29 protein-coding genes are annotated in these 22049 nt (G+C 50.4%); 23 read left to right on the top strand and 6 right to left on the bottom strand.

All coding sequences use genetic code 11. The features are described 5' to 3' along the window. The first annotated feature begins 36 nt into the window (after nt 1-36). The 10 genes from AB4Z33_RS23375 (at nt 37) to AB4Z33_RS23420 (ending at nt 7510) form a co-directional block, all read left to right on the top strand. Nucleotides 37-237 (top strand): hypothetical protein, encoded by a 201-nt coding sequence (locus AB4Z33_RS23375; RefSeq protein WP_442052201.1) that lies wholly within the window; start codon nt 37-39, stop codon nt 235-237. Between the two features lie 33 nt (nt 238-270). Further along, nucleotides 271-492 carry a hypothetical protein gene (locus AB4Z33_RS23380; RefSeq protein WP_442052202.1) on the top strand — a complete coding sequence of 74 codons (222 nt, stop codon included), beginning with the start codon at nt 271-273 and terminating at the stop codon, nt 490-492. Nucleotides 493-607: 115 nt separating this feature from the next. Next, on the top strand, nt 608-1045 hold the full coding sequence (locus tag AB4Z33_RS23385) for a Fur family transcriptional regulator (protein WP_442052203.1): 438 nt from the start codon (nt 608-610) through the stop codon (nt 1043-1045). Next, the gene (gene yidD, locus AB4Z33_RS23390; RefSeq protein WP_442052238.1) at nt 1045-1302 is read left to right on the top strand and encodes a membrane protein insertion efficiency factor YidD; all 258 of its coding nucleotides are present in this window, start codon (nt 1045-1047) and stop codon (nt 1300-1302) included. The genes AB4Z33_RS23385 and yidD overlap by 1 nt, the downstream gene beginning before the upstream one ends. 195 nt (nt 1303-1497) lie before the next feature. Further along, nucleotides 1498-1629: a hypothetical protein gene (locus AB4Z33_RS23395; protein ID WP_442052204.1), complete on the top strand. Its 132-nt coding sequence runs from the start codon at nt 1498-1500 to the stop codon at nt 1627-1629. Between the two features lie 190 nt (nt 1630-1819). Beyond that, on the top strand, nt 1820-3817 hold the full coding sequence (gene metG, locus AB4Z33_RS23400; RefSeq protein ID WP_442052205.1) for a methionine--tRNA ligase: 1998 nt from the start codon (nt 1820-1822) through the stop codon (nt 3815-3817). 268 nt (nt 3818-4085) lie between these two features. Beyond that, complete coding sequence (locus AB4Z33_RS23405) at nt 4086-5075, top strand: metal ABC transporter solute-binding protein, Zn/Mn family (RefSeq protein WP_442052206.1); 990 nt, start codon at nt 4086-4088, stop codon at nt 5073-5075. 73 nt (nt 5076-5148) lie between these two features. Continuing rightward, the gene (locus AB4Z33_RS23410) at nt 5149-5973 is read left to right on the top strand and encodes a metal ABC transporter ATP-binding protein (RefSeq protein ID WP_337101659.1); all 825 of its coding nucleotides are present in this window, start codon (nt 5149-5151) and stop codon (nt 5971-5973) included. Continuing rightward, nucleotides 5957-6766, top strand: coding sequence for a metal ABC transporter permease (locus tag AB4Z33_RS23415; protein WP_337101660.1), 810 nt, complete (start codon nt 5957-5959; stop codon nt 6764-6766). The genes AB4Z33_RS23410 and AB4Z33_RS23415 overlap by 17 nt, the downstream gene beginning before the upstream one ends. A gap of 30 nt (nt 6767-6796) precedes the next feature. Then, nucleotides 6797-7510: a cytochrome c biogenesis CcdA family protein gene (locus tag AB4Z33_RS23420; protein ID WP_337101661.1), complete on the top strand. Its 714-nt coding sequence runs from the start codon at nt 6797-6799 to the stop codon at nt 7508-7510. Here AB4Z33_RS23420 and splB read toward each other — a convergent pair. Continuing rightward, the gene (gene splB, locus AB4Z33_RS23425; protein WP_442052207.1) at nt 7507-8574 is read right to left on the bottom strand and encodes a spore photoproduct lyase; all 1068 of its coding nucleotides are present in this window, start codon (nt 8572-8574) and stop codon (nt 7507-7509) included. The two genes, AB4Z33_RS23420 and splB, sit on opposite strands and share 4 nt — an antisense overlap. Nucleotides 8575-8773: 199 nt before the next feature. Between splB and mntR the strand changes: the two genes are divergently transcribed. Further along, nucleotides 8774-9196, top strand: coding sequence for a transcriptional regulator MntR (gene mntR, locus AB4Z33_RS23430; RefSeq protein ID WP_337101663.1), 423 nt, complete (start codon nt 8774-8776; stop codon nt 9194-9196). Nucleotides 9197-9265: 69 nt separating this feature from the next. Here mntR and AB4Z33_RS23435 read toward each other — a convergent pair whose 3' ends face one another. Together AB4Z33_RS23435 and AB4Z33_RS23440 are read right to left on the bottom strand one after the other, a co-directional pair. After that, nucleotides 9266-9589, bottom strand: coding sequence for a hypothetical protein (locus AB4Z33_RS23435; protein ID WP_442052208.1), 324 nt, complete (start codon nt 9587-9589; stop codon nt 9266-9268). 26 nt (nt 9590-9615) lie between these two features. Further along, nucleotides 9616-10647: a DUF1385 domain-containing protein gene (locus tag AB4Z33_RS23440; protein WP_442052209.1), complete on the bottom strand. Its 1032-nt coding sequence runs from the start codon at nt 10645-10647 to the stop codon at nt 9616-9618. Between the two features lie 211 nt (nt 10648-10858). Here AB4Z33_RS23440 and AB4Z33_RS23445 point away from each other — a divergent pair, with 211 nt between their 5' ends. From AB4Z33_RS23445 to AB4Z33_RS23465, 5 genes are all read left to right on the top strand, one after another. Then, nucleotides 10859-11377, top strand: a complete 519-nt coding sequence (locus tag AB4Z33_RS23445) for a YqhR family membrane protein (RefSeq protein ID WP_442052210.1) — start codon at nt 10859-10861, stop codon at nt 11375-11377. A 173-nt stretch (nt 11378-11550) separates the two neighbouring features. Further along, on the top strand, nt 11551-11991 hold the full coding sequence (gene aroQ / locus AB4Z33_RS23450) for a type II 3-dehydroquinate dehydratase (protein ID WP_442052211.1): 441 nt from the start codon (nt 11551-11553) through the stop codon (nt 11989-11991). Nucleotides 11992-12010: 19 nt separating this feature from the next. Next, entirely contained in the window at nt 12011-13084 is a 1074-nt protein-coding gene (locus AB4Z33_RS23455) for a M24 family metallopeptidase (protein ID WP_442052212.1), read from the top strand. Between the two features lie 27 nt (nt 13085-13111). Then, a complete protein-coding gene (efp, locus tag AB4Z33_RS23460; protein ID WP_442052213.1) occupies nt 13112-13669 on the top strand; it encodes an elongation factor P in 558 nt (185 codons plus the stop codon). Nucleotides 13670-13814: 145 nt separating this feature from the next. After that, the gene (locus AB4Z33_RS23465; RefSeq protein WP_442052214.1) at nt 13815-15068 is read left to right on the top strand and encodes an aspartate kinase; all 1254 of its coding nucleotides are present in this window, start codon (nt 13815-13817) and stop codon (nt 15066-15068) included. A gap of 75 nt (nt 15069-15143) precedes the next feature. On the opposite strand, the gene AB4Z33_RS23470 is transcribed toward AB4Z33_RS23465, so the two are convergent. The 3 genes from AB4Z33_RS23470 to AB4Z33_RS23480 form a co-directional block, all read right to left on the bottom strand. Further along, nucleotides 15144-15599, bottom strand: a complete 456-nt coding sequence (locus AB4Z33_RS23470) for a DUF441 domain-containing protein (RefSeq protein WP_442052215.1) — start codon at nt 15597-15599, stop codon at nt 15144-15146. A 99-nt stretch (nt 15600-15698) separates the two neighbouring features. Then, nucleotides 15699-16409 carry a 2-phosphosulfolactate phosphatase gene (locus AB4Z33_RS23475; protein ID WP_442052216.1) on the bottom strand — a complete coding sequence of 237 codons (711 nt, stop codon included), beginning with the start codon at nt 16407-16409 and terminating at the stop codon, nt 15699-15701. Between the two features lie 68 nt (nt 16410-16477). Beyond that, nucleotides 16478-17302, bottom strand: coding sequence for a phosphosulfolactate synthase (locus AB4Z33_RS23480; RefSeq protein ID WP_442052217.1), 825 nt, complete (start codon nt 17300-17302; stop codon nt 16478-16480). A gap of 157 nt (nt 17303-17459) precedes the next feature. On the opposite strand from AB4Z33_RS23480, the gene AB4Z33_RS23485 reads away from it, so the two are divergent. From AB4Z33_RS23485 to spoIIIAF, 7 genes are all read left to right on the top strand, one after another. Next, a complete protein-coding gene (locus AB4Z33_RS23485) occupies nt 17460-17726 on the top strand; it encodes a YqhV family protein (protein ID WP_337101674.1) in 267 nt (88 codons plus the stop codon). Between the two features lie 92 nt (nt 17727-17818). After that, complete coding sequence (gene spoIIIAA / locus AB4Z33_RS23490; RefSeq protein ID WP_442052218.1) at nt 17819-18856, top strand: stage III sporulation protein AA; 1038 nt, start codon at nt 17819-17821, stop codon at nt 18854-18856. Beyond that, the gene (gene spoIIIAB, locus AB4Z33_RS23495; protein WP_442052219.1) at nt 18853-19371 is read left to right on the top strand and encodes a stage III sporulation protein SpoIIIAB; all 519 of its coding nucleotides are present in this window, start codon (nt 18853-18855) and stop codon (nt 19369-19371) included. Before spoIIIAA ends, spoIIIAB begins: the two co-directional genes overlap by 4 nt. A 15-nt stretch (nt 19372-19386) precedes the next feature. Beyond that, nucleotides 19387-19590, top strand: coding sequence for a stage III sporulation protein AC (spoIIIAC, locus tag AB4Z33_RS23500; protein ID WP_337101677.1), 204 nt, complete (start codon nt 19387-19389; stop codon nt 19588-19590). A gap of 37 nt (nt 19591-19627) precedes the next feature. Next, a complete protein-coding gene (gene spoIIIAD, locus AB4Z33_RS23505; protein ID WP_442052239.1) occupies nt 19628-20023 on the top strand; it encodes a stage III sporulation protein AD in 396 nt (131 codons plus the stop codon). A gap of 5 nt (nt 20024-20028) precedes the next feature. Further along, nucleotides 20029-21276: a stage III sporulation protein AE gene (spoIIIAE, locus tag AB4Z33_RS23510; RefSeq protein ID WP_442052220.1), complete on the top strand. Its 1248-nt coding sequence runs from the start codon at nt 20029-20031 to the stop codon at nt 21274-21276. A gap of 17 nt (nt 21277-21293) precedes the next feature. Next, nucleotides 21294-22034, top strand: a complete 741-nt coding sequence (gene spoIIIAF / locus AB4Z33_RS23515; protein ID WP_442052221.1) for a stage III sporulation protein AF — start codon at nt 21294-21296, stop codon at nt 22032-22034. Nucleotides 22035-22049: the final 15 nt, after the last annotated feature.

Here is a 22049-nt window from a genome sequence, read left to right on the forward strand (position 1 = left end):
GACGTGTATATATTAGTCTATAGAGGAGTGTAACCTGTGTCTTTAGTTGATGTTAGTGACGTATCCGCTGCGTTATTTATACTGGGTATCGTGTTCTTATTGCTTATATTTGGTTTGCTCAGTTTCGGCATATTGCGAATGTTCCAGCAGAAGTTCAGGACAGGCTGGTTCTGCTTCGGCGGTGCTGTCGTCAGCTTCGGCGTATTCATGTACATATTAAACGAATGGTTTCTATAGCGCGCTGTAGCCATCTTATTGGAGGAATCGTCGTTGTTCTGGACGTTAATGTGGTTTATCGTTAATATATTGTTCGTGACTTCCGTGATCGTCTTCCTGTTCATGCACCGCGCATACAAGGAAGCGGCTCTTCAGGCTGATCGTGAACGGCTTGCCAAGAGCAAGGGCAGAAGGCTGCTGTTTGGTGTGATCAGTGTTGCGTTGTTAATCGCTATGGTAGTCAGCTTCTTAATAAATATGCGAATGAACGGCTAAAATTCGTCGTTTACCGCTATTATAGGTACGTCTGCAAATGGAGGCTCTCATTGACGAGAGCTTTTTTTTTCGGCATTATGAAGATAGCAACTTTCAATGAACGGAGGTACTGACATTGCATACGATAGATGAAATTATACAAAGCATGGCAAGTCGTGGTCTCCGAATTACGGACCAAAGGAAGACTCTCGCTAAGCTGTTCGCCGAGTCCCCCGGTTATTTGGCGCCTAAGGAAGTCTATGAATATATGGGAAAATCGTATACCGGACTTAGCTTTGACACGGTCTACCGCAATTTGCGGGTGATGGAGGAGCTAGGTGTGCTTGAGCAGGTTATGTTCGAGGAGGGCGTGAAGTTCAAGCTTCATTGCAGGGAGCATGACCATCACCATCATATGATTTGCCTGCAATGCGGACGCACTTATCCAATCACGTATTGTCCGATGGAGCAGACGGCTGTGCCCGACGACTTCCGCGTCGTGAAGCATAAATTCGAGGTATTCGGCTATTGCAAGGAATGCGTGCAGGAAGATACGGCCGCGAGCGAACGATAATGGGCAGCGGACGGGCGCTAAGAATAACGCTTCAAGCACCGATTCATTTCTATCGCAAAGTGATATCGCCGCTGAAGCCGCCAACCTGCCGCTTCTATCCGACCTGCTCCATGTATGCGCTTCAGGCGATCGAGCTGCACGGCCCGGCCAAGGGGGCATGGCTTGCGGCAAAAAGAATTGCCCGCTGCCACCCTTTCCACCCGGGAGGTTATGATCCCGTTCCGCCGGTGAATGACGGGAGTGAGGCGTCTTCTTGAAATATAGGAACGTATAAGTTTAACTCTTATACTTACGCCTATATTTCACTGGAATGAAACGCGCCTMGCCAACTAAGGGACGGCGTCAGCCGTATCACCTTGACAAGTGCTGCTTTGCTTCGGTATATTTTAAATTATAACAATTATTAAACTGAATCGTAACGTCCTATGAATGGATAAGTACAATGGCATTCCTTGCTCAGAGAGCCGGTCATTATGGTGCAAGCCGGTGAAGGAATCGATTGGAAGATGGTCCTGGAGGATCCGCCTTCGAGCAGCAGCATCATTCGGGTGTTGGGTAAGATTGCGGCGCAGCGCCGGCGTTAACGGCATGCCGTCATTAGCAGACGGCACACGAAGCGTTCGAGTTAGGCAGGCTTAATAGCCTCTGATAACTTGAGCGGAATTTGGGTGGTACCGCGTGAGTGTATACTCTCGTCCCATGTTGGACGGGAGTTTTTTGCGTTCACTGGCAAGTCTCAGTACGATGGAAACAATACGGGAGGTCGAATAAACGATGTCTAAGAAAGAACCTTTTTACATTACTACGCCGATCTATTATCCAAGCGATAAGCTCCATATCGGCCACGCTTATTCTACGGTCGCGGGTGACGCGATGGCTAGATACAAGCGTCTTCGCGGCTATGATGTATGGTATTTGACAGGAACGGACGAGCATGGCCAGAAAATCGAGCGCAAAGCGCAAGAGAAAGGCAAGACGCCGCAGCAATTCGTAGATGATATTGTGGTCGGCATCAAGGAGCTTTGGAAGAAGCTTGATATTACGAACGATGACTTTATTCGGACGACAGAGGAGCGCCATAAGCAGGTTGTTGCTCAAATCTTTGACCGTTTCTTGAAGCAGGACGATATTTACAAGAGCACCTATGAGGGCTGGTATTGCACATCCTGTGAATCTTTTTTCCTGGAGCGCCAGCTTGAGGACGGCAGATGTCCGGACTGCGGMAAAGAGGTCGAGTGGGTAACGGAGGAAAGCTACTTCTTCCGGATGAGCAAATATGCGGACCGCTTGCTGCAATACTATGAAGAGCATCCAGACTTTATCCAACCCGAATCGCGCAAAAACGAGATGATCAACAACTTCATTAAGCCGGGTCTTGAAGACCTCGCTGTATCGCGAACGACATTCGATTGGGGCATTAAAGTGCCGGGAGATCCGAAGCATGTCATCTATGTGTGGATCGATGCGTTGTCCAACTATATTACGGCGCTTGGCTACAACACGGATAATGACGAGAAATTCCGCAAGCATTGGCCGGCAAGCGTTCATCTAATGAGCAAGGAAATCGTCCGCTTCCATACGATTTATTGGCCGATTATGCTCATGGCGCTTGACCTGCCGCTGCCGAAGAAAGTGTTCGCGCATGGATGGCTGCTAATGAAGGATGGCAAAATGTCGAAGTCGAAGGGCAACGTCGTTGATCCTGTCGTTCTTATCGATCGTTACGGCCTGGATGCGCTTCGTTATTACTTGCTGCGTGAAGTGCCTTTCGGGGCAGACGGAGCGTTCACGCCGGAAAACTTCGTGGATCGCATTAACTTCGATCTCGCGAACGACCTTGGCAACCTGCTGAATCGTACAGTCGCKATGATTGACAAATATTTTGACGGCGTTATTCCGACAACTAATCTTGTGCCTACCGACTTCGACGAATCCCTGAAGAAGCTTGGCAGCGACACGGTAACCCAAGTGGAAGCGGCGATGGAAGGCATGGAATTCTCGGTTGCGCTTGCGGCAATCTGGCAATTCGTCAGCCGCACGAACAAATATATCGACGAGACGCAGCCATGGGCGCTTGCCAAGGACATTGCTAAAGTCGGCGAGCTTGGATCGGTTATGAACCATCTTGCTGAATCGCTGCGTATTATCTCGATCCTGTTGCAGCCGTTCCTGACGAATGCGCCTCGCGAAATGTGGCGTCAGCTTGGCATCGCGGAAGGCGAGTCGACGACATGGGAGAGCACAAAGAGCTTTGGAATCATTGGCGAAGGCACTCGCGTGACGAAAGGAACACCGATCTTCCCGCGTCTCGAGATGGCAGAAGAAGCTGCTTATATCGCGGGAACGATGGGGGGAGGCGTCAAGCCGGCAGAGGCTGCGTCGGAAGCGCCTGCTGCTTCTGATTCGTCTGCAAAGGCAGACAAGCCGGAGACGGCCGTGGAATCGAAAGAAGAAATCGGCATCGATGATTTCGCGAAGGTAGAGCTTCGCGTTGCGCAAGTAATCGCGGCTGAACCGGTTGCGAAAGCCGACAAGCTGTTGAAGCTGCAGCTCGATCTTGGTTATGAGCAGCGCCAGGTCGTCTCGGGCATTGCGAAGTTCTACACGCCAGAGCAGATGGTTGGCCGCAAAGTCATTTGCGTGACGAACTTGAAGCCGGTTAAGCTGCGCGGCGAAATGTCGCAAGGCATGATACTCGCTGCTTCGCATGGCGACCAATTGACGCTGGCTACCGTTCCTGACGAGATGCCGAACGGGGCAATCGTTAAGTAAGTTGGCAGCCATCTAAATAAGGCAGAGGCTGATCCCAAACGCTTTGGCGGAAGGGGTCAGCCTCTTTGCCGTCCCCTTATATTTATGATCAAACGGGTCAATACAGGAGATAGGACGCGCCTTCCGAATCGGATTGAAATTTATATTTATCGTTGACAGCCTATAACTGTCGTCGTATAATACAAAACGTAATCATAACGATTACGATTAAGCGAAGCGAAGTTAGGCAGCCGGCTATCATCCTAGGAATGAAGAAATGGAGTGTAACATGATGAGAACAAGAACAAGAGGTATACGATACTTAGCAATAAGCTTAGTTGCAGCAATCGCGCTTTTGACTGCGGCTTGCGGCAATACATCTAATAATACGAATACAGCAGAGGGCAATACGGAACAAAACGACAAGCTGAGCGTCGTTACAAGCTTTTATCCCTTATATTTTATGGCTAAGGAAATCGGCGGAGAGCATGTGAAGGTCGATAATCTCGTCGCAGCAGGAGTTGAACCGCATGACTGGACGCCAAAAAGCCGGGATCTGAGTACGGCTTCGAACGCGAATCTGTTCCTGTATCACGGGGCTGGGCTCGAAGGCTGGGTTGAGGATTTCCAGAAAGGGTTGTCCAAGGATAGCGGCGTAGCAGTGAAGGGAATGAGCGAAGGCATTACTTTGATTCATGGCGAAGAAGAAGAGGAACACGAGCATGAGCACGAAGGCGAAGAGGACCACGACCATGAAGGTCTGGACCCTCATACGTGGGTAAGTCCGAAATCCGCGCTGATATTGGCGGAAAACATAAAGGATAGCTTAATCGAGGCAGACGTTACACATAAAGCCGATTATGAGCAAAACTTTGCAGCGCTTCAAGAAAAGCTCGTTGCAATCGATGCTGAATATACGGCGGAGCTAACAAAAGCGAGTAAAAAGGATATCGTCGTATCCCATCAGGCGTTCGGTTACTTGGCAAGAGATTATGGTTTGAATCAGGTGGCCATTATGGGATTAAGCCCGGATGCCGAGCCGCGCGCGCAAGACTTGTTGGAAATCGCCAAATTCGTCAAGGAAAACGATGTTCGCGTTATTTTCTTCGAGGAGCTGGTATCCGATAACTTAGCTAAGACGCTTGCCGATGAGGCGGATGTAGAGACGCAAGTTCTTAACCCTCTGGAAGGACTTACATCGGAGCAGGAGAAGGCAGGCGACTCCTACTTGACGCTTATGGAACGAAACTTGCAATATCTGTCGCAAGCATTACAATAAAGTGTAACGATAGTCAGGCAAGCGGGCTAATATCGCTGAGATATAGCCCCTTATTGCTGTAAGGAGATAGAACATGCTGCAACCAAAAACATTAATAAGCGAAACGCCGAATTGCCATCAGGAGGTTATTTCACTCGACGGGGTATCGTTCTCGTACCAACAGCAGTCGGTCATTTCGAACGTAAGCTTCGGTGTGAAGGAACGCGATTTCATCGGCTTAATCGGAACGAATGGCGCAGGCAAGACGACATTGCTGCGAATGATCGTTGGTTTACTGAAGCCGACGCAGGGGCAGATTCGTCTGTTCGGACAACCGATCGAGAAGTTCAAGCAATGGGAGCGGATCGGCTATGTGCCGCAGAAGAACTCGCTTAATCCGTTGTTTCCGGCGGTTGTGAGAGAAGTGGTGCTGTCCGGACTGTATGGGCGGAATAAGCTGTTCAAGAAAGTAACGAAGGAAGATCACCAGAAATGCAATGATGCGCTCCATGCTATGGGGATCGAGGACTTAAGCGAGAAGCGGATCGGTCTGCTCTCGGGCGGTCAGCAACAGCGCGTATTTCTGGCAAGGGCGCTGATCAACAATCCGTCATTGCTCATTCTGGATGAGCCGACGGTCGGTATCGATACCGAGACGCAGGAAAGCTTCTTCCATATGATCAAGCATATGCATCAGCATCATAATATGACGTTCCTGATGGTATCGCATGACATGGATATGATTCGGTCGTATCTCGGCCAGCAGCCGGCTTCGGAGAGCGGCAAGCTGAAGTTCTATATTAGACATTCGCATGAGACGCAGGATTGCGTGGAGAGCAATTTGGCACATAGCTTGAAAGGGCTAAGGGAGCAATTGGAGAGCGGGAAAGAGGTTGTTCGGATTGGAGATCGTTACTAGCGAGTTTTTTCAAAGAGCTCTTATCGGGGGCTTGTTAATTGGTGTTACTGCGCCGCTAATGGGCATATTTCTAGTGCTGCGCAGATTATCGATGATCGGAGATACGCTGTCGCATGTATCGATTGCCGGCGTTGCACTCGGTTTCCTTATTGGTGTCTATCCGATAGCGGTCGGTCTTGTGTTCGCCATAGCCGCATCATTCGGCATCGAGAAGCTTCGCAAAGCGTATAAGACGTACGCCGAGTTGTCGCTTGCCATAATGATGTCTGGCGGCGTGGCGCTGGCCTCGCTGCTGTTCACGCTTGGCAAAGGATTCAACATGAACGTGAACAGTTACTTATTCGGCAGCATCTACACGCTTAGCAGCGGCGATCTTTATTTGATTGGCGTGGTAACGCTTGTCGTTCTGATTGCGATTCGAACGCAGGTGAAGGAGCTGTTTCTCATTACGTTCGATGAGGATGCGGCTGCGGTAAGCGGGTTGCCCGTCCGGTTCTATAATGTTATGATTAGCGTGCTTACGGCACTCGTTATAAGCGTATCGATCAAGATTGTAGGCGCTTTGCTCGTATCGGCTCTATTAACGATACCGGCTGCATGCAGTCTAATTATCGCTAGAAGTTTCAAGCAAAGCGTTATTTCCGTCGTTATTATCGGCGAGATTGCTGTCGTTGCCGGCTTGCTGATTGCGGGAGTATGGAACCTGGCGCCAGGCGGAACGATTGTATTGCTGCTAATCGTTATTTTGCTTCTGCTGCTCGTGTTCAAACGAGGCATGAAGTTAGGCAACTGATCAGCTGATTTGAGATTGAGGTGAAATGGTTTGACCGATGTTAATATTTGGCTGGCGTTCACCGCCGGCATTGCTTCGTTTGTGTCACCTTGTTGCTTGCCCTTGTATCCGTCTTATTTATCGTACATAACCGGTATTTCGGTATCCGATCTGAAAGAAAACGACCATACGAAGAAGCAGCGCATGCGCATGATGTCGCATACGTTCTTCTTCATATTGGGCTTCTGTACGGTGTATTATGCTTTAGGTTATTCGACGAATCTGTTCGCGGAATTTTTCAGCGAATATCGCCAGCTTATCCGTCAATTGTCGGCGATACTCATTATTCTGATGGGCTTGTTCTTGATCGGACTATTCCAACCGAAGCTGCTGCTCAAAGACACGAGGAAAAATCTGATTCCGCGAAAATCAAACTATATCAGCTCGTTCGTGTTCGGCATCGGCTTCTCGGCAGGCTGGTCGCCCTGTGTAGGGCCCGTATTGACTGCAATTCTTGGCTTGGCAGCCTCCTCGCCGGATACGTGGTTCCAGTTAACGACAGCCTATGCGCTCGGATTCGCGATCCCATTCTTCGTATTGGCTTTCTTCCTAGGAACGGCAAGATGGATACTGAAGTACTCTTCCCTTGTCATGAAGATCGGCGGCGGTGTAATGCTGCTCATGGGCGTGCTGCTATTCACGGATCAGATGACGCAAATTACGATTTGGCTTAATTCAATAACGCCGGAATGGCTGAAGTTCTAAGTAAAGTATTCGATCTTCGCTTCCGGAAAATGCTCGAAAATGCGCTCCGATATGAACATGCGGAGCGCATTTGCCTGTTCATCGGGATATACGTATTTGCCTTGTCCCCAGCGGCCCCATTTGTATTTGCGTTTCTCCATGTCCATCTCCAGCTTCGTACGAGGGTAACGCTTCTCAATGACGGTTTTAGCCGTCTTCGTGAACCGGTGCTGAATTAACTCGAACGTGAGATCATGCCTTGCCTCAGGTGGCAAATCGGCAGCCAGAGCGGCAATCAGCTCGCCGTACCCTTCCTCCCAACCATCATGCCAGATGATCGGCGCGATAATGAAGCCCATCGGATAACCAGCTTTGGCGACCTTGACCGCCGCTTCGATACGCTGTTCGAAACGGGAGGTGGCCGGTTCGAAATGTTTAATGACGTATTTGGCGTTAACGCTGAACCTTATTCTCGTATGACCGTTATGCTTTGCATCCAGCAGCGAATCGACATGATGGAATTTCGTGACGAATCGAAGCCTTCCCAGCGGCTCTTCGCCAATGAATTCAATCAACTCGCGCAGACTGCCAGTAATGGGCTCAAGTCCGACAGGGTCCGAGGTGCAGGCCGCTTCGAAGCGGGTGATTTCCGGCTTGCGTTCTTCAATGTAACCTTTGGCTGCTTCGATAATGTCGTCGATATTGACGTAGACACGAATATAGGGTTTAGCTCCCAGCGTTGTTTGCAAGTAACAATAATGACAGTGCGCCATGCAGCCTGTTGCGATAGGAATTGCGTACTCCGCTGAAGGCTTGGACGTATCGAATTTGAGTGTCTTGCGAATACCGACGACAAGCGTGCGTTTTGCAATTTTATATTGCTCCAGCTCCGTATCGCCGGGCAGATTCGTGATGCGGTTGTGCGAGGTCGTCATACGATAAGGAATGCCTTGCTCCTTCACCCATTCAAAAATGCGTTTGCCTTTCGGATAATCGAGCGCGGAGGGCTCAAAATAWACAAGCTCGGGGACGAAGGAAAGCGTCGAACGGTCTATTTTCGGACGATCAATCACGTTAGCGCTCATGTAAGCAAAGTCCTCCTCGAATAATGGCATTCATGCTTGGCATCATTGCTTATAGTGTATGGAATTCGAGGACGAACCAAACTGGAAAGATGCTGTGCGGCGTTTCGGACGGGTTGCAGTGTCAGGCTCGTACAGTGTATGATACATAGAGTAACGCCGAGGAAACAAGGTGAAGATGCAGGGTTAGGGGGTTCTTCAGGTGCCGACTCCGAGCATGGAAGACTACTTAGAGAGAATTTATAAGCTCATCGACGAAAAAGGATATGCGCGTGTTTCGGATATTGCGGAAGGCTTAGAGGTACATCCGTCCTCGGTCACGAAGATGATACAGAAGCTCGACAAAGACAACTATTTGATCTATGAGAAGTATCGCGGTCTTGTTCTTACGAATAAAGGCAAAAAAATGGGCAAGCGGTTGGTTGACCGTCATCAATTGCTGGAAGATTTCCTGACGACGATTGGCGTGCAGGATGAAAATATTTATCGCGACGTAGAAGGAATCGAGCATCATTTGAGCTGGGATTCCATTACATGCATTGAGACGTTGGTTGAATATTTCCGCCGTGACAGCCAACGGCTGGAGGAGCTTCGCTCCTTGCGCTCCGAATTGGACAGCGAGTAGAGTACATAGCAATGAATAATGAAAAAAAAGGATTGCAGCCCGCGCGGGCCGCAATCCCTTTTTTCGTTGTTAGTGATACTTAGGCATATCGTTGTCGTCCTTGCCGCCTTCAATGACTCGGAACGGCACCGTCTTGGAACGTGGACGGCTCGTCTTCGGCTTAGCTGCCGTTGATGAACGGCCTTGTTTGACGCGCGTCTGGCTCTGACCCGTGCGGCGATACCCTTGCAAGAACGAAGGCGGATATTTGTAAAGGAGGAAGATCGCGCCGAGTATGACGATGGGAAGGATGAAGCCGAACGGATTCGTCGTTATGCTGAACAACACTCCGATTACGAGCAAAATTAATATCGTAATTGACCATCCATTCCATTTTCCTTGTACTCTGCTCATCGCTATTCCTCTTTTCTTATTAGAAATTAAGCTTTCGTCATTTGTTGCTCCAACTCGCGCATCCGGTTGAAGGAAGCGATGGATACGGCAACTTGCTCGTCTTGCGGTTCTTTGGTCGTCAATAGCTGAAGCCATAGCCCTGGATAGCCAAGGTAACGTAGTACCGGAATGTCTCTAAGCGCGTTCGTCCACTTCAGCACCTCGTAGGAGATGCCAAGCACGACTGGCAGCAGGAGGACACGGATGTACACGCGTTCCCAGATCGAATCCCATGTGAAGACGGGCAGCGAGTATATAACGACGCCGACGATAACGGTAAATACAATGAAGCTCGAACCGCAACGGTAGTGCAGACGGCTGTATTTCTGAACATTGCGCACCGTCAGATCTTCACCGGCTTCATAAGCGCTAATGACCTTGTGCTCAGCGCCGTGATACTGGAAAAGACGCTTGATGAGCGGTGTCATCGAGATGAAATACAGATACGTAAGCAGCAGGATGATTTTAATAAGTCCTTCTAATAAATTATGACCGATTTTGTTGCTGAATACCCCTGCGAATAGCAATTCTTCCAGCGCGGCAGGCACTGCAGTAAATATGAGCTTGCCGAAGATGAAGGACAGGACGCCGGCAACGGCTACGCCGACAACCATACTAATGCTCCAGCCTCCGGATTTCTTCTCTTCCTTGCTTTCTTTCGTAACATCGATTGAAGCTGCTTGTGCGTTAGCGTCGGCCTTGTTATCCTTGGCCTCGCTCGTCTCATCCTCCGCATAAGCTTCCATGGAGAAGTTAAGATGCTGCGACCCTTTGGCGCTTGATTCGATAATGCCAACTACGCCGCGCAGTAAAGGGATTTTTTTTAAGCGTTGTACCCAAGGCTTCGAGACGGAAGGGACCTCGTAAAATACGATTTCATCGTTTTTGCGCCGTACGGCCGTTACGTTAACGTGTTTGCCTGCAAACATTACGCCTTCGATAACAGCTTGTCCGCCATAAGCGCGTCTAATATCCTGCGGCAAGAGCTTGTCACCATCCCCAAAGTAAGGTTTCGTCATCAATCCTATTGCGACGAATCTGTCTATCGTTTTGTAAGTCTATTGTACTTGATCTATGCGTGAATTGCCAACGTCATCATCATCCAGCAGCGCATGTTATAGGTGCATGTTGATTCTGTTATTCGTGTGGCATTGATGAATTGCGAAGAAGGCGATTGTCACATAATAAAGGAGTCAGATACAAGATAGCGAAGAAAGGCGGTCAATTAAGATGTCGACGTTGGCTAAGAACAAACGCAGCGATCAGGAAGTCTACTCGGATCATCATACGAATCCATGGACGTACCCGATGATGATAGGACTTTACGCCGGAATCATATGGGGCGGACTTAGGTGGGTGTTCTATCAAATTAAGTTTACTACCGTGCTGCCGGGGTTTATAGGCGATCCGTTTTTTAAGCAGTCTTTTTTGAGGACGGGATGGGGGGGACTAGCCGGAGTAGGATGCTATGTCTTATTTTCAATTGCTGCGGCACTGTTGTATAAGCTGGTTCTCGGGAAATTGCGCGGCCCATGGCCGGGAATCGGTTACGGCGTATTCTGGTGGGCGCTTATCTTCTTATTGCTAGGCCCAATGCTCGGTATGACGGCATCAATTACGAAATCTGGCTGGAATACATTGTTCACAGAGATCTGCGTATTCATTCTTTGGGGGCTGTTTGTCGGCTATTCCATCGCTTTCGAATTTACGGACGAAGCTTCGCGGGAGCCGATTCCGGCACCGACATGAGTTATCACTTCTCAAGCGGCCGGCATTTGTGGTAAAATGTGAAAGCCGTTTACGCTAGAGAATGAAAGCAGTATCAGCTTAAACTCTAATACATCGCTCGAGCTTCCCAGCGTGACGACAGATGTGCTCTTCTACCGGGCACACAAAGCTGCGTTCGTAGGGGAGGTTAATTCATGAGCAAAGTTCTCGTTCTAAACGGTCCTAACCTGAATATGCTGGGCATTCGAGAGCCTGGGGTGTATGGAACGGAAACGCTGGCCTATATTGAATCGCTTGTGAGGGAGAAGGGCGAGGCGCTTGGCTTCGAAATCGATTTCTTCCAAACGAACCATGAGGGCGAGATGATCGACAGGATACATAGTGCTTTCGGCATTGCTAACGGAATCGTCATTAATCCTGGCGCTTGGACGCACTACAGCTACGCCCTGCGAGATGCGCTTAGCGCGGTAAGCTTGCCGATCGTTGAAGTGCATTTGTCCAACATTCATAAGAGAGAAGCGTTCCGGCATGTATCGGTTATCGCTCCGGTTGCCGTCGGACAGATTGCGGGCTTTGGCGCGCATAGCTACTTATTGGGCTTGGATGCGTTGGCACGGCATTTGCAAAGTAAGTGAATGAAAGGAAGTGTAGCTTATGTCAAACGAAAGAGTAAACCGTCTGCGCAAGCTGCTAGTGGAATCAAGCTATGAAGCCATTCTAATCGGGAGCGATATTAATCGCCGCTATATCAGCGGATTCACAGGCTCCTCAGGAATGGTGCTTATTACGCAGGACGAAAGCTATTTGCTCACTGATTTCCGGTATCGTACACAAGCGCCGCAGCAGGCGGCAGGCTTTCAGATCGTGGAGCATGGTGCGAATCCGATTAACGATGTGCGTGAACTGCTTGCCAAGCACGGCATTAAGCAGCTAGCTTTCGAACAGGATCATGTCGTCTACAGCCAATACTCAGCTTGGGCTGAGGCGTTGCCAGGCATTGAACTGCAGCCTTCCGGCGCGCTCGTAGAGAAGCTTCGGATGATTAAGGACGCAGCAGAGCTTAAGGTGATGCAAGAAGCTGCCGATCTGGCGGACAAGACGTTCAGTCACATTCTGAATATCATTAAGCCGGGCATCAGAGAGTCGGATATTGCCCTTGAGATGGAAGTGTTCATGCGCAGTCATGGCGCAACTTCATCTTCTTTCGACACCATTGTTGCATCCGGTGAGCGATCAGCGCTTCCGCATGGTGTTGCAAGTGATCGCCTTGTAGGACAAGCCGAATTTGTTAAGCTTGATTTCGGCGCTTATTATCAAGGCTATTGTTCTGATCTTACACGGACAGTAGTGGTCGGCACGCCGACCGAGAAGCACCGTGAAATATATTCTATCGTGCYGGAAGCGCAGTTACATGCGCTTGAGCATATTAAGCCGGGCATTAGCGGCCGTGAAGCGGATGCGCTTGCCCGTGACGTTATTGCGAAGTACGGCTACGGCGATCTATTCGGACATGGCACTGGTCACGGCCTTGGCATGGAGATTCATGAATCGCCCCGATTGTCGAAGCTCAGCGATACGATTTTAACCCCCGGCATGACTGTAACGGTAGAGCCTGGCATATACATTCCCGGCTTCGGCGGGGTTCGTATCGAGGACGATATCGTGATTACGGAAACCGGTATTAAAATATTAACCTCATCTCCGAAAGAGCTCATTATTTTGGGATAGGAACAATTTATTCAGGAGGTATATTCAGTGATTTCAGTAAATGATTTTAAAACAGGCTTGACCGTACAGGTCGACAACGACATCTTCTCGGTAATTGACTTCCAGCACGTTAAACCGGGCAAAGGCGCGGCTTTCGTTCGTTCCAAATTGCGCAATCTTCGCAACGGCAACGTTGTTGAGAAAACGTTCCGTGCGGGCGAGACAATCGGCCGTGCAATCATTGAGAACCGCGAAGTGCAATACCTGTACAACTCCGGTTCCGAATATACGTTCATGGACAACGAGACTTACGACCAATTCAACCTCGACAAGAAACAGCTTGAATGGGAGCTTAACTTCTTGAAAGAGAACATGAACGTTAACATCTCCAGCTACCAAGGCGAAATCCTCGGTATTCAGATGYAAACGAGCGTTGATCTGAAAGTAACGGAAACGGAGCCGGGCGTGAAAGGCAACACGGCTCAAGGCGCAACGAAAAACGCGACGCTTGAGACTGGTCTTACGGTTCAAGTTCCTTTGTTCATCAACGAAGGCGACGTGCTTCTGATCGACACGCGCGAAGGTAAATACATTTCCCGCGCTTAGTTGCAGCGGGATTTGAAAATGATGGAAAACCGTCCGGTGCTTGCATTCGGACGGTTTTTTTTTGTGGGTTTATATACCCATTAGCTTGCGATTTGTGTTATAATATTGACTTGTATGTATATGTCAAGGTTGGGAGTGAACAGCTTTGTCGTTGATAGTGATGAAGTTTGGCGGCAGCTCTGTCGGTACACCGGAGAGAATGCAGCGCGTAGCAAAACGTATAATTGAAAGGCAGCAGGAGGGCAACCAAATCGTGGTCGTCGTCTCTGCCATGGGTGATACGACCGACGATTTAATCGATCAGTCGAAGGAGCTGAATCCGAATCCGCCGGCGCGCGAGATGGATATGCTGCTTACCGTAGGTGAGCAAATATCGATCGCGTTGCTATCGATGACGATTCATCAGGAGGGTCATAAAGCACAATCGTTCACGGGCTGGCAAGCAGGCATCCGCACTGAAGCTGTTCATGGTAAAGCGAAGATGACCAATATTCAGCCTGACCGGCTGTTCAAAGCGTTAGAGGAAGGCAATGTTGCGATCGTTGCCGGATTCCAAGGGATGACCGAGGAAGGCGAAATAACGACGCTTGGCCGCGGCGGCTCGGATACGACAGCCGTTGCGCTTGCAGCTGCTATCAAAGCGGACGTATGCGAGATTTATACCGACGTTGACGGGATCTATTCGACTGATCCTCGCGTCGTTAAGAATGCCCGCAAACTGAATGAAATTTCCTATGACGAAATGCTGGAGCTTGCCCATCTTGGAGCGGCAGTATTGCATCCGCGAGCAGTGGAATATGCGAAGCATAACAATGTTAAGCTGGTTGTTCGATCCAGCTTTACCCAAAATGAAGGTACGAGCGTAAAGGAGGAAGCGGTCATGGAGCAAGGCGTGGTCGTTCGCGGCATCGCGTTTGACAAAAATGTAGCTAGAATCAGCATTATCGGCGTTGAGGATATTCCTGGCGTGCTTGCTGGCGTATTCGGAGAGTTGGCGGGCAACGGCATCGACGTTGACATTATCGTTCAAAGCGGCGTGCAGGACGGCAAAGCCGACTTCTCCTTCACCGTATCGCGTGACGACAAGGACAAAGCGATTAATGTAATCGAGAGCATTCGTTCCTCTTTCCCTTATCGCGAAGCAAGTTCCGAGGAAGATTTAGTCAAAGTGTCGATCGTTGGCGCAGGCATGGTCAGCAACCCAGGCGTAGCTGCGAAAATGTTCGCGGCGATCTCTTCCCTCGGCGTAAGCATCAAAATGGTAAGCACGTCCGAAATCAAGTGCTCCTGCGTTATTTCAGCAGAGCCGTTGAACGAAGTTGTACGTGCGCTTCATACCGCATACGACCTCGACACGGCAGAGCAAGTATTCGTAGGCGGACCGCAGGACCGTCGCTAATCGCAATCATAAGTTAAGTAAGCCCGCGTCGGTATTAGCCGAGCGGGCTTTTTTCATTATTCGGAAATCATGCAGCTACCCGCCCACAAGCTTAAACAGCTTGTACAATATAGCTGTAATACCGGCAGCCATAAGCGGCCCGACAGGGATGCCGCGCATGAAGACGATGCCGACGATGGAGCCTAGCACAAGCCCGACAATGATCTGAGGGTCGACCTTCAATAGCTCGAGCCCCTTGCCGTTAATATAAGTGGCGGCAGCGCCGCCAAGCAGGGCGAGCCAGCCTGGCCAGGAGCTTAGCGCCGCTAACAATTCTTTCGACTGGATCCGTCCCGATGCGAAAGGGGCGAGTACGCTGAAGGTTAGAAATAATAAGCCAATCTCCAAGCCTCGCCTTTCGATCGCCGGTAGAAAACGTTCCAAATGAACGAGCTTGACTGCGAGTAGCAGGCAAGCGGCGGTGGCGATGATCGGAGATCGGCCAACTAAACCAATTATAATCAATCCTACTAATATAATTTCACCGACCATCCCCAACGACTCCTCGAACAATGATATGTCCAGCAAACCACCTGATAAGCGGCCTCTGAACAGTTCATTATATGGACAAGCGGGCGTCAATATGTCACTCTAGCTTCTCGTCAACAAGTCCCCGTTCAGCCTTGGAACTGTCTGATAGACGTCGACAGCCGCACAGGCTTCGACATCTTTTTTGAAGCCAAGCTTGCATAACCGTTTACCCGACATACCACTCAACAAGGTTTCGACAATGTGGTTTGCCCGATTGCGATAAAGCGCGAGCATAGCGATTCCGAAGTCATCCGTCTCTACTGGCCCTCCGCCAAGCTCTTGCAGCTTGTTAAGTACAAGTCCGGCGCATAAACCATCCTCGATAGCAAATTCATCATGGCTGCCCGCGCATAACAGCACGACATCTCGGCGCAGGTCAAGCGCTGCTTTGGCGCTTGCTTCGGCATTCAGCAACGAGGCGGTCAGCACATAATCCGCTCTCATGGATTTGTGAATGGCCCTCGTTCCGTTTGTCGTCGTTAAGATGACGCGTTTGCCAGCTACATTTTGCTCGGAATATTCATCAGGCGAGTTGCCTAGATCAAATCCTGCTATTTTGCGGCAAAATCGTTCACCTCCTAGCAGGTCGCCCGGTTTCTGGAGCGCGCGCGCCTCCATAACCGTTTCCGCAGGCAGGACACAGGAAGCGCCAGCCTCTATCGCGGAAATTATCGTGCTCGTAGCACGCAGAACATCGATTATGATTGCCGTTTTATGATGGAACTTGGCCGAGCTGGCCTCATTAACGCTTGAAATGACTTGCACTTGCATCGTCTCGTCTCCGCCTCTCCTTCGGCTATTGTTATAGACCTCGCAGTCATAGCCAAAGCATCAAATCATCAAATCATATAAAAAAACGTATCCGACTGTCCGAACTCGAAGGTGTCGGAGCGCAAGCCCCGCCTCATAGCCTCCAGCGCCAGTACGTCTGAAGGTGCAATGTTCCCGAGATGCACGTCAGCGCCGAAATAGCGAAGCAAATGAACCTGCTGCTGCTTCTGCGGCGCTTCCCACATGAGCCGCTTATGCTCCGCAACCCGGCTAATGACTTCTTCCAGCATGCTGTCCCTGCATTTGCCGGATTCATCGAATAAGCCGACATCTACGCCGGATTCTCTAGCTTCAACGGTTACAAGCATAGCGCCTGCATCCCAGTCACATTCTGCGGTGAAGGCTAGCTCCTCGGGATCGATTAATGAGCCCACTGCCTTTTTGCCATATTCCGTAATGACGTGGAGTCCTCTAGAAATGCCTTCTTTAATAAGGCCTGTTCTTCGTTTGCGGTCCAGCTCGATTGTACCGTCTGACACTTCAATGCCGTTGAAGCCCATCTGACATACCGTATCCATGAAAGAACCGATTTCTTGCTGAGCAACCGCAGCCTCCAGAAGCGTGCCTCCAGGCATAACGATTAGTCCTTGCTCTCTAGCCAGCGTGAGCTTCTGCTGAAGCAGTTCGGGCGTATAGAGAACGGAAGTGCCGAATGCTAGTTTAACGATGTCGACATGCGGGCCGGCTAGCTGCACGAAATCAGCGAACTGATGGAAACCCATCCCTTTGTCTATCACCATCGTTTGTCCGAATCGGTTCATTCGGCTAGCAGCCCGTTTGCCGCTAGGATCTTGCAATAGTCGATTCCAGCCCGTGGCTGATGCAATAGTCATGACGATCGTCTCCTTGCCCGCGCTTTGCTTGGGACAGTATTGTAATCCAATGGTTTACTATATGCGTCATTTGTTAGGCATGTGCCCTGCATGAAATAGAGACAAGCAAGCATAAGCATAGGTAATAGCATCTTATTGGAAAGGAGGCTGATTTCACGTGTTGAACAAAATCGTATTGTCGATGGCGTCGCTTCGGTTAATGTCCGGTACGATCGAGATTTGCGCCGCCCTGCTCATGTTGAAGCTGAACCAAATCGACAAGGCGCTAATCATCAATTCATCGCTCGCTTTTGTCGGGCCCGTCATCCTGCTCGCCACGACGACAATCGGACTAATCGGTATGGCAGACAAGCTCTCGCCGGCGAAGTTCACCTGGGTTGCGATTGGTATCATCTGCCTAATGATCGGTATTTTGAAAAAATAATAGATTCTAGCAATTGCGTGGGCGAGTCATATTTTCGCCCTATCTGCATACAATTGGAACTACGAGAGGACAAACATCCAGGAGTGATGAGCATGCTGTCGCGAGTCATACATTTGCTGCCGCTTGAATTAAAGTCGTTGCTAGAGCGTCTTCCYGCTCAGGTTAAAGAGCAGCTAGAGGAAATACGAATCCGGGAGGGACGTCCGCTCGAAGTTGGTTTTCGCGGTCAATCCCGCTTTGTTGCAAACGACGGATCGCTCCGGCAATCGACTACGGACGATACGTATAAGTCGAGCAGCGATCTATGCCGTAAGCTGCTTGAGAGAATTACGAACTATTCCTTGTATGCAATGGAAGAAGAGCTGCGACGAGGTTTTATTACCGTTACGGGCGGCCATCGAATTGGACTTGCTGGCAGAACGATTTTGGACGGCGGGACGGTAAGAGGAATTCGGGATATCGGGGCATTCAACATCCGAATCGCAAGAGAAGTACTCGGAGCTTCGACACACTTGCTGCCTAAGTTGCTGGATAAGTCGCGCAAGACGCTGCTATCGACGCTCATCCTAGCACCGCCGCAGCAAGGCAAGACAACGCTCATCCGCGATATTGCGAGATCGGTCAGCTACGGTTATTGGCAGCAAAGCGATCTGGAGGGCTGGCAAGGGCGCAAGGTTGGCATCGTTGATGAACGTTCAGAGATTGCTGCATGCATGAGGGGCATTCCGACGTTCGACATTGGGCCTCGCACCGACGTCATGGATGCTTGCCCGAAAGCAGAGGGAATGATGATGCTTCTTCGCTCGATGTCTCCTGAGGTTATCATCGCCGATGAGATTGGTCGTCCGGAGGATGGCGAAGCGATTCGGGAGGCGAGTCATGCGGGTGTTAGTGTCGTAGCGACCGCGCACGCGTACGATTTGCAGGATGCGCGGGGAAGGCCGGTGCTTCAGAAGCTCCTTGACGAAGGGACCTTCGCTAACGTCGTTGAACTGAAGCGAACGGCAGATGGAATTATGCATCGCGTTGTAGCTTCGGGCGGCAAGCGGTATGACACCTTTGACCCGGTCGTTGCTTCATCTCGGCGCGAGGCAAGCACTAGCAGCCGGTTCAGAGCTGGTGAGCCGTGATTAAGCTGCTTGGAGCAGTTCTCATCCTGATCGCGGGCACGATGATCGGTTTCCAGCAGGCCGCTAGATTTGCGGATCGGCCGAAGCAGCTTAGGCAGCTCGCTCATGCGCTGCAACGGTTGGAGACGGAGATAGGCTACGGACATACGCCGCTTCCTGAGGCGCTCGAACGAACGGCGGAAGCCTCGCCCGCACCGTTGTCCGAGCTGTTCCGCAGTGCAGCGGGCGGGGTGTGGCAAGGCGATGAGAAATCATTCCGCGAAAGCTGGGAGCAAGCCGTTAACGAGCAATGGCCATACACCTCGATGCGTTCAGGCGAGCAAGCCGTTATGCTGCGTCTTGGCTCAACGCTGGGTATAAGCGACAAAGAGGATCAGATGAAGCATTTGCGGCTAGCTTTATTGCAATTGAAATCGGAAGAGGATGCAGCCAGAGACGATCAAGGTCGCTATGAGAAAATGTGGAAAAGCCTTGGCGTATTGATCGCAGCGCTGATCGTCATATTGATGGTGTAATGGGGTGCCGTACGGATGAACATGGATGTGAGCGCGATTTTCCAAATTGCCGGCATCGGGATCGTCATTGCAATGATCCATTCGGTTCTGAAGCAAATGGGAAAGGAAGATATGGCGCAATGGGTAACGCTCATCGGGTTTGTTGTCGTCTTACTGATGGTTGTAAGACTGTTGAACGACCTTTTTCAAGAAATTAAGACGATATTTCTGTTCCAGTAGACGTCTGCAGCTAGACGCATTCGAGTAGGTGAACGAAGTGGAAATCATTCAAGTCGTCGGCCTCGGCCTGATGTCAACCGTCCTCATTCTTGTCGTACGGGAGCAGAAGCCGATGTTCGCCTTCCTGCTTACGGCATTTACGGGATTGTTCATCTTCCTGTATCTGATCGGCAAGATCGACATCGTCATCACGGTGCTTGAGGATCTGGCCAATCGGTCGGGCATTCCGTCCATTTACCTGAAGACGATTTTGAAAATAATCGGGATTGCCTATATCGCCGAGTTCGGAGCGCAGATTGTGAGAGATGCAGGGCAGGAAAGCATCGCGTCAAAAATAGAATTCGCCGGCAAGGTGTTCATCCTTGTCATGGCCGTACCGATCATAAGCGTCATCGTCGAGACAGTGATCGGCTTACTGCCGGCAGGGAGCTGATGCCTATGCTGACTATATCCAGCACCTTAGATCGGGCCAAGCTGCTGCTCGCCGTGATGGCGGCCGTACTGCTATTCTCATTCGTGCCTTCGGTGTCGGGAGAAGCCGGCATCTATGCAGAAGAGCCTGCTGCAGCCGGGACGAGCCAGTCGGAGCAGTTGACGAACGAACTGGCCGCTGATCAGATCGGCGGGCTCGATACAGACGCGGTAGAGAGCTATTGGAATAAGCTCCGCAGCGAATATGGCGGTTACTTTCCCGAACAGCGTGTGCCGAGCTTCATGGAAATGATTATGCCTGGCGGCGGAGGGCTTAAGCTAACCGATGTGCTGAAGGGCATCATGAAGTACTTCTTGCATGAAGTGCTCTATAATGGGCGGCTGCTCGTCACGATTGTGCTTTTGACGGTGTTCAGCATGGTTCTCGAAACGTTGCAGAACGCTTTCGAACGAAATGCCGTCAGTAAGGTCGCTTACTCCATTACGTACATGGTCATGATTATTATTGCGGTCAACAGCTTTCACGTCGCAATCGGCTATGCAAGGGAAGCGATCGAGAGCATGATTCAATTCATGCTTGCGATGGTGCCGCTGCTCTTGACGCTGCTGGCTTCGATGGGCAATGTCGTGTCGGTGTCGGTGCTTCATCCGCTTATTATTTTCATGATACACGCAGTCGGCACGCTGATCTATACGGTCGTATTTCCGCTGCTGTTCTTCTCGGCCGTGCTCCATATTACGAGCGCCTTAACCGACAAGTTCAAGGTGACGCAGCTCGCGAACTTGCTTCGCAACGTAAGCGTTGGCGTACTTGGAGCGATGCTCACCATCTTCCTTGGCGTCATATCCGTACAGGGCGCAACCGGGGCGGTGACGGACGGTGTTACGCTCAGGACTGCCAAATTCGTAGCCGGCAACTTTGTTCCCGTCGTTGGTCCAATGTTCTCGGGTGCTGCAGATACCGTCATATCGGCTTCAATGCTGGCGAAGAATGCAATCGGATTAGCCGGGGTTATTATCCTGTTATTCATCAGCTCATTCCCAGCGATCAAAATAATGACGCTTGCGCTCATCTACAATTTGGCAGGAGCGATCATGCAGCCGCTTGGCGATTCGCCCATCGTAACCTGCCTGCAGACGATTGGGAAAACGATGATATATGTGTTCGCAGCGCTTGCGGCCGTGAGTCTGATGTTTTTCCTGGCGGTGACGATTATCCTGACAGCCGGCAACGCCGCAATGATGGTCAGATAGGAGGGAGCGAGTAGGCGATGGTTGCTTGGCTTAGCGATTGGCTTAGAGACATCATAGCGGTCATCCTAATCGCCGTTTTCGTTGAACTGCTGTTGCCAAACAAAGCGATGCTGCGGTATGTGCGGCTCGTTGTCGGACTTTTTATTTTGCTGACGATTATGTCTCCGATTATGAAGTTGCTGCAAACCGATATGAACTCGATGCTGGACGAAGGGCTCTCTGCTTGGACGCAATCAGCAGCCGAACAAAGCTTGAAGATGCAGGGGATGAACGAGATTAATCAGAATGCGCAGAAGCTTACCGAGAAACGTGATCAAGAAGCTGCCAAGCTGACCGAAATCACGTTGGAAAAAACGATTAAAAGTGAACTGGTGAAGCAGTTGAATGCCCCCGTATCAGAAGTTGACGCGGAACTGAGTTGGGTCTCGGATGCAGGTGTTCGGACGCCTCGTCTGGACAAAGTAACAGTTTCCTTAGAGGCTGCAACAAAAGAGAAAGACGCCGCGAAGGCAGGAGATGAGGATTCGAACTCTGTCAAGGAGGTGCAGGCGATTGCGATAGACATCCATATAGAGAACGAAATTGGAGCTGACGGGGAGAAGGACGATCACTCGGCACCGGCCTCGGATTCTTCGGAGGACGAAGGCTGGAAATCGGCTGCTCCCGCTGAGGAGCAAGCGATACGAGGCTTGCTGGCGGAAGGCTGGGGAATAGCGGCTAAAGCTATTGTCGTAAGACAACAAGTTAATGAGCAATAATATTGACCCCTTGGA

Source organism: Paenibacillus sp. 2TAB19, from assembly GCF_052115185.1.
Taxonomy (GTDB): Bacteria; Bacillota; Bacilli; order Paenibacillales; family Paenibacillaceae; genus Pristimantibacillus.

Coding starts and splice junctions, on each gene's coding strand:
- yidD (WP_442052238.1), top strand. CDS start 1,045: ATGGGCAGCGGACGGGCGCTAAGAATAACGCTTCAAGCACCGATTCAT.
- AB4Z33_RS23405 (WP_442052206.1), top strand. CDS start 4,086: ATGATGAGAACAAGAACAAGAGGTATACGATACTTAGCAATAAGCTTA.
- AB4Z33_RS23410 (WP_337101659.1), top strand. CDS start 5,149: ATGCTGCAACCAAAAACATTAATAAGCGAAACGCCGAATTGCCATCAG.
- AB4Z33_RS23435 (WP_442052208.1), bottom strand. CDS start 9,589: ATGAGCAGAGTACAAGGAAAATGGAATGGATGGTCAATTACGATATTA.
- AB4Z33_RS23440 (WP_442052209.1), bottom strand. CDS start 10,647: ATGACGAAACCTTACTTTGGGGATGGTGACAAGCTCTTGCCGCAGGAT.
- AB4Z33_RS23445 (WP_442052210.1), top strand. CDS start 10,859: ATGTCGACGTTGGCTAAGAACAAACGCAGCGATCAGGAAGTCTACTCG.
- aroQ (WP_442052211.1), top strand. CDS start 11,551: ATGAGCAAAGTTCTCGTTCTAAACGGTCCTAACCTGAATATGCTGGGC.
- AB4Z33_RS23470 (WP_442052215.1), bottom strand. CDS start 15,599: ATGGTCGGTGAAATTATATTAGTAGGATTGATTATAATTGGTTTAGTT.
- AB4Z33_RS23475 (WP_442052216.1), bottom strand. CDS start 16,409: ATGCAAGTGCAAGTCATTTCAAGCGTTAATGAGGCCAGCTCGGCCAAG.
- AB4Z33_RS23480 (WP_442052217.1), bottom strand. CDS start 17,302: ATGACTATTGCATCAGCCACGGGCTGGAATCGACTATTGCAAGATCCT.
- spoIIIAC (WP_337101677.1), top strand. CDS start 19,387: ATGAACATGGATGTGAGCGCGATTTTCCAAATTGCCGGCATCGGGATC.
- spoIIIAE (WP_442052220.1), top strand. CDS start 20,029: ATGCTGACTATATCCAGCACCTTAGATCGGGCCAAGCTGCTGCTCGCC.
- spoIIIAF (WP_442052221.1), top strand. CDS start 21,294: ATGGTTGCTTGGCTTAGCGATTGGCTTAGAGACATCATAGCGGTCATC.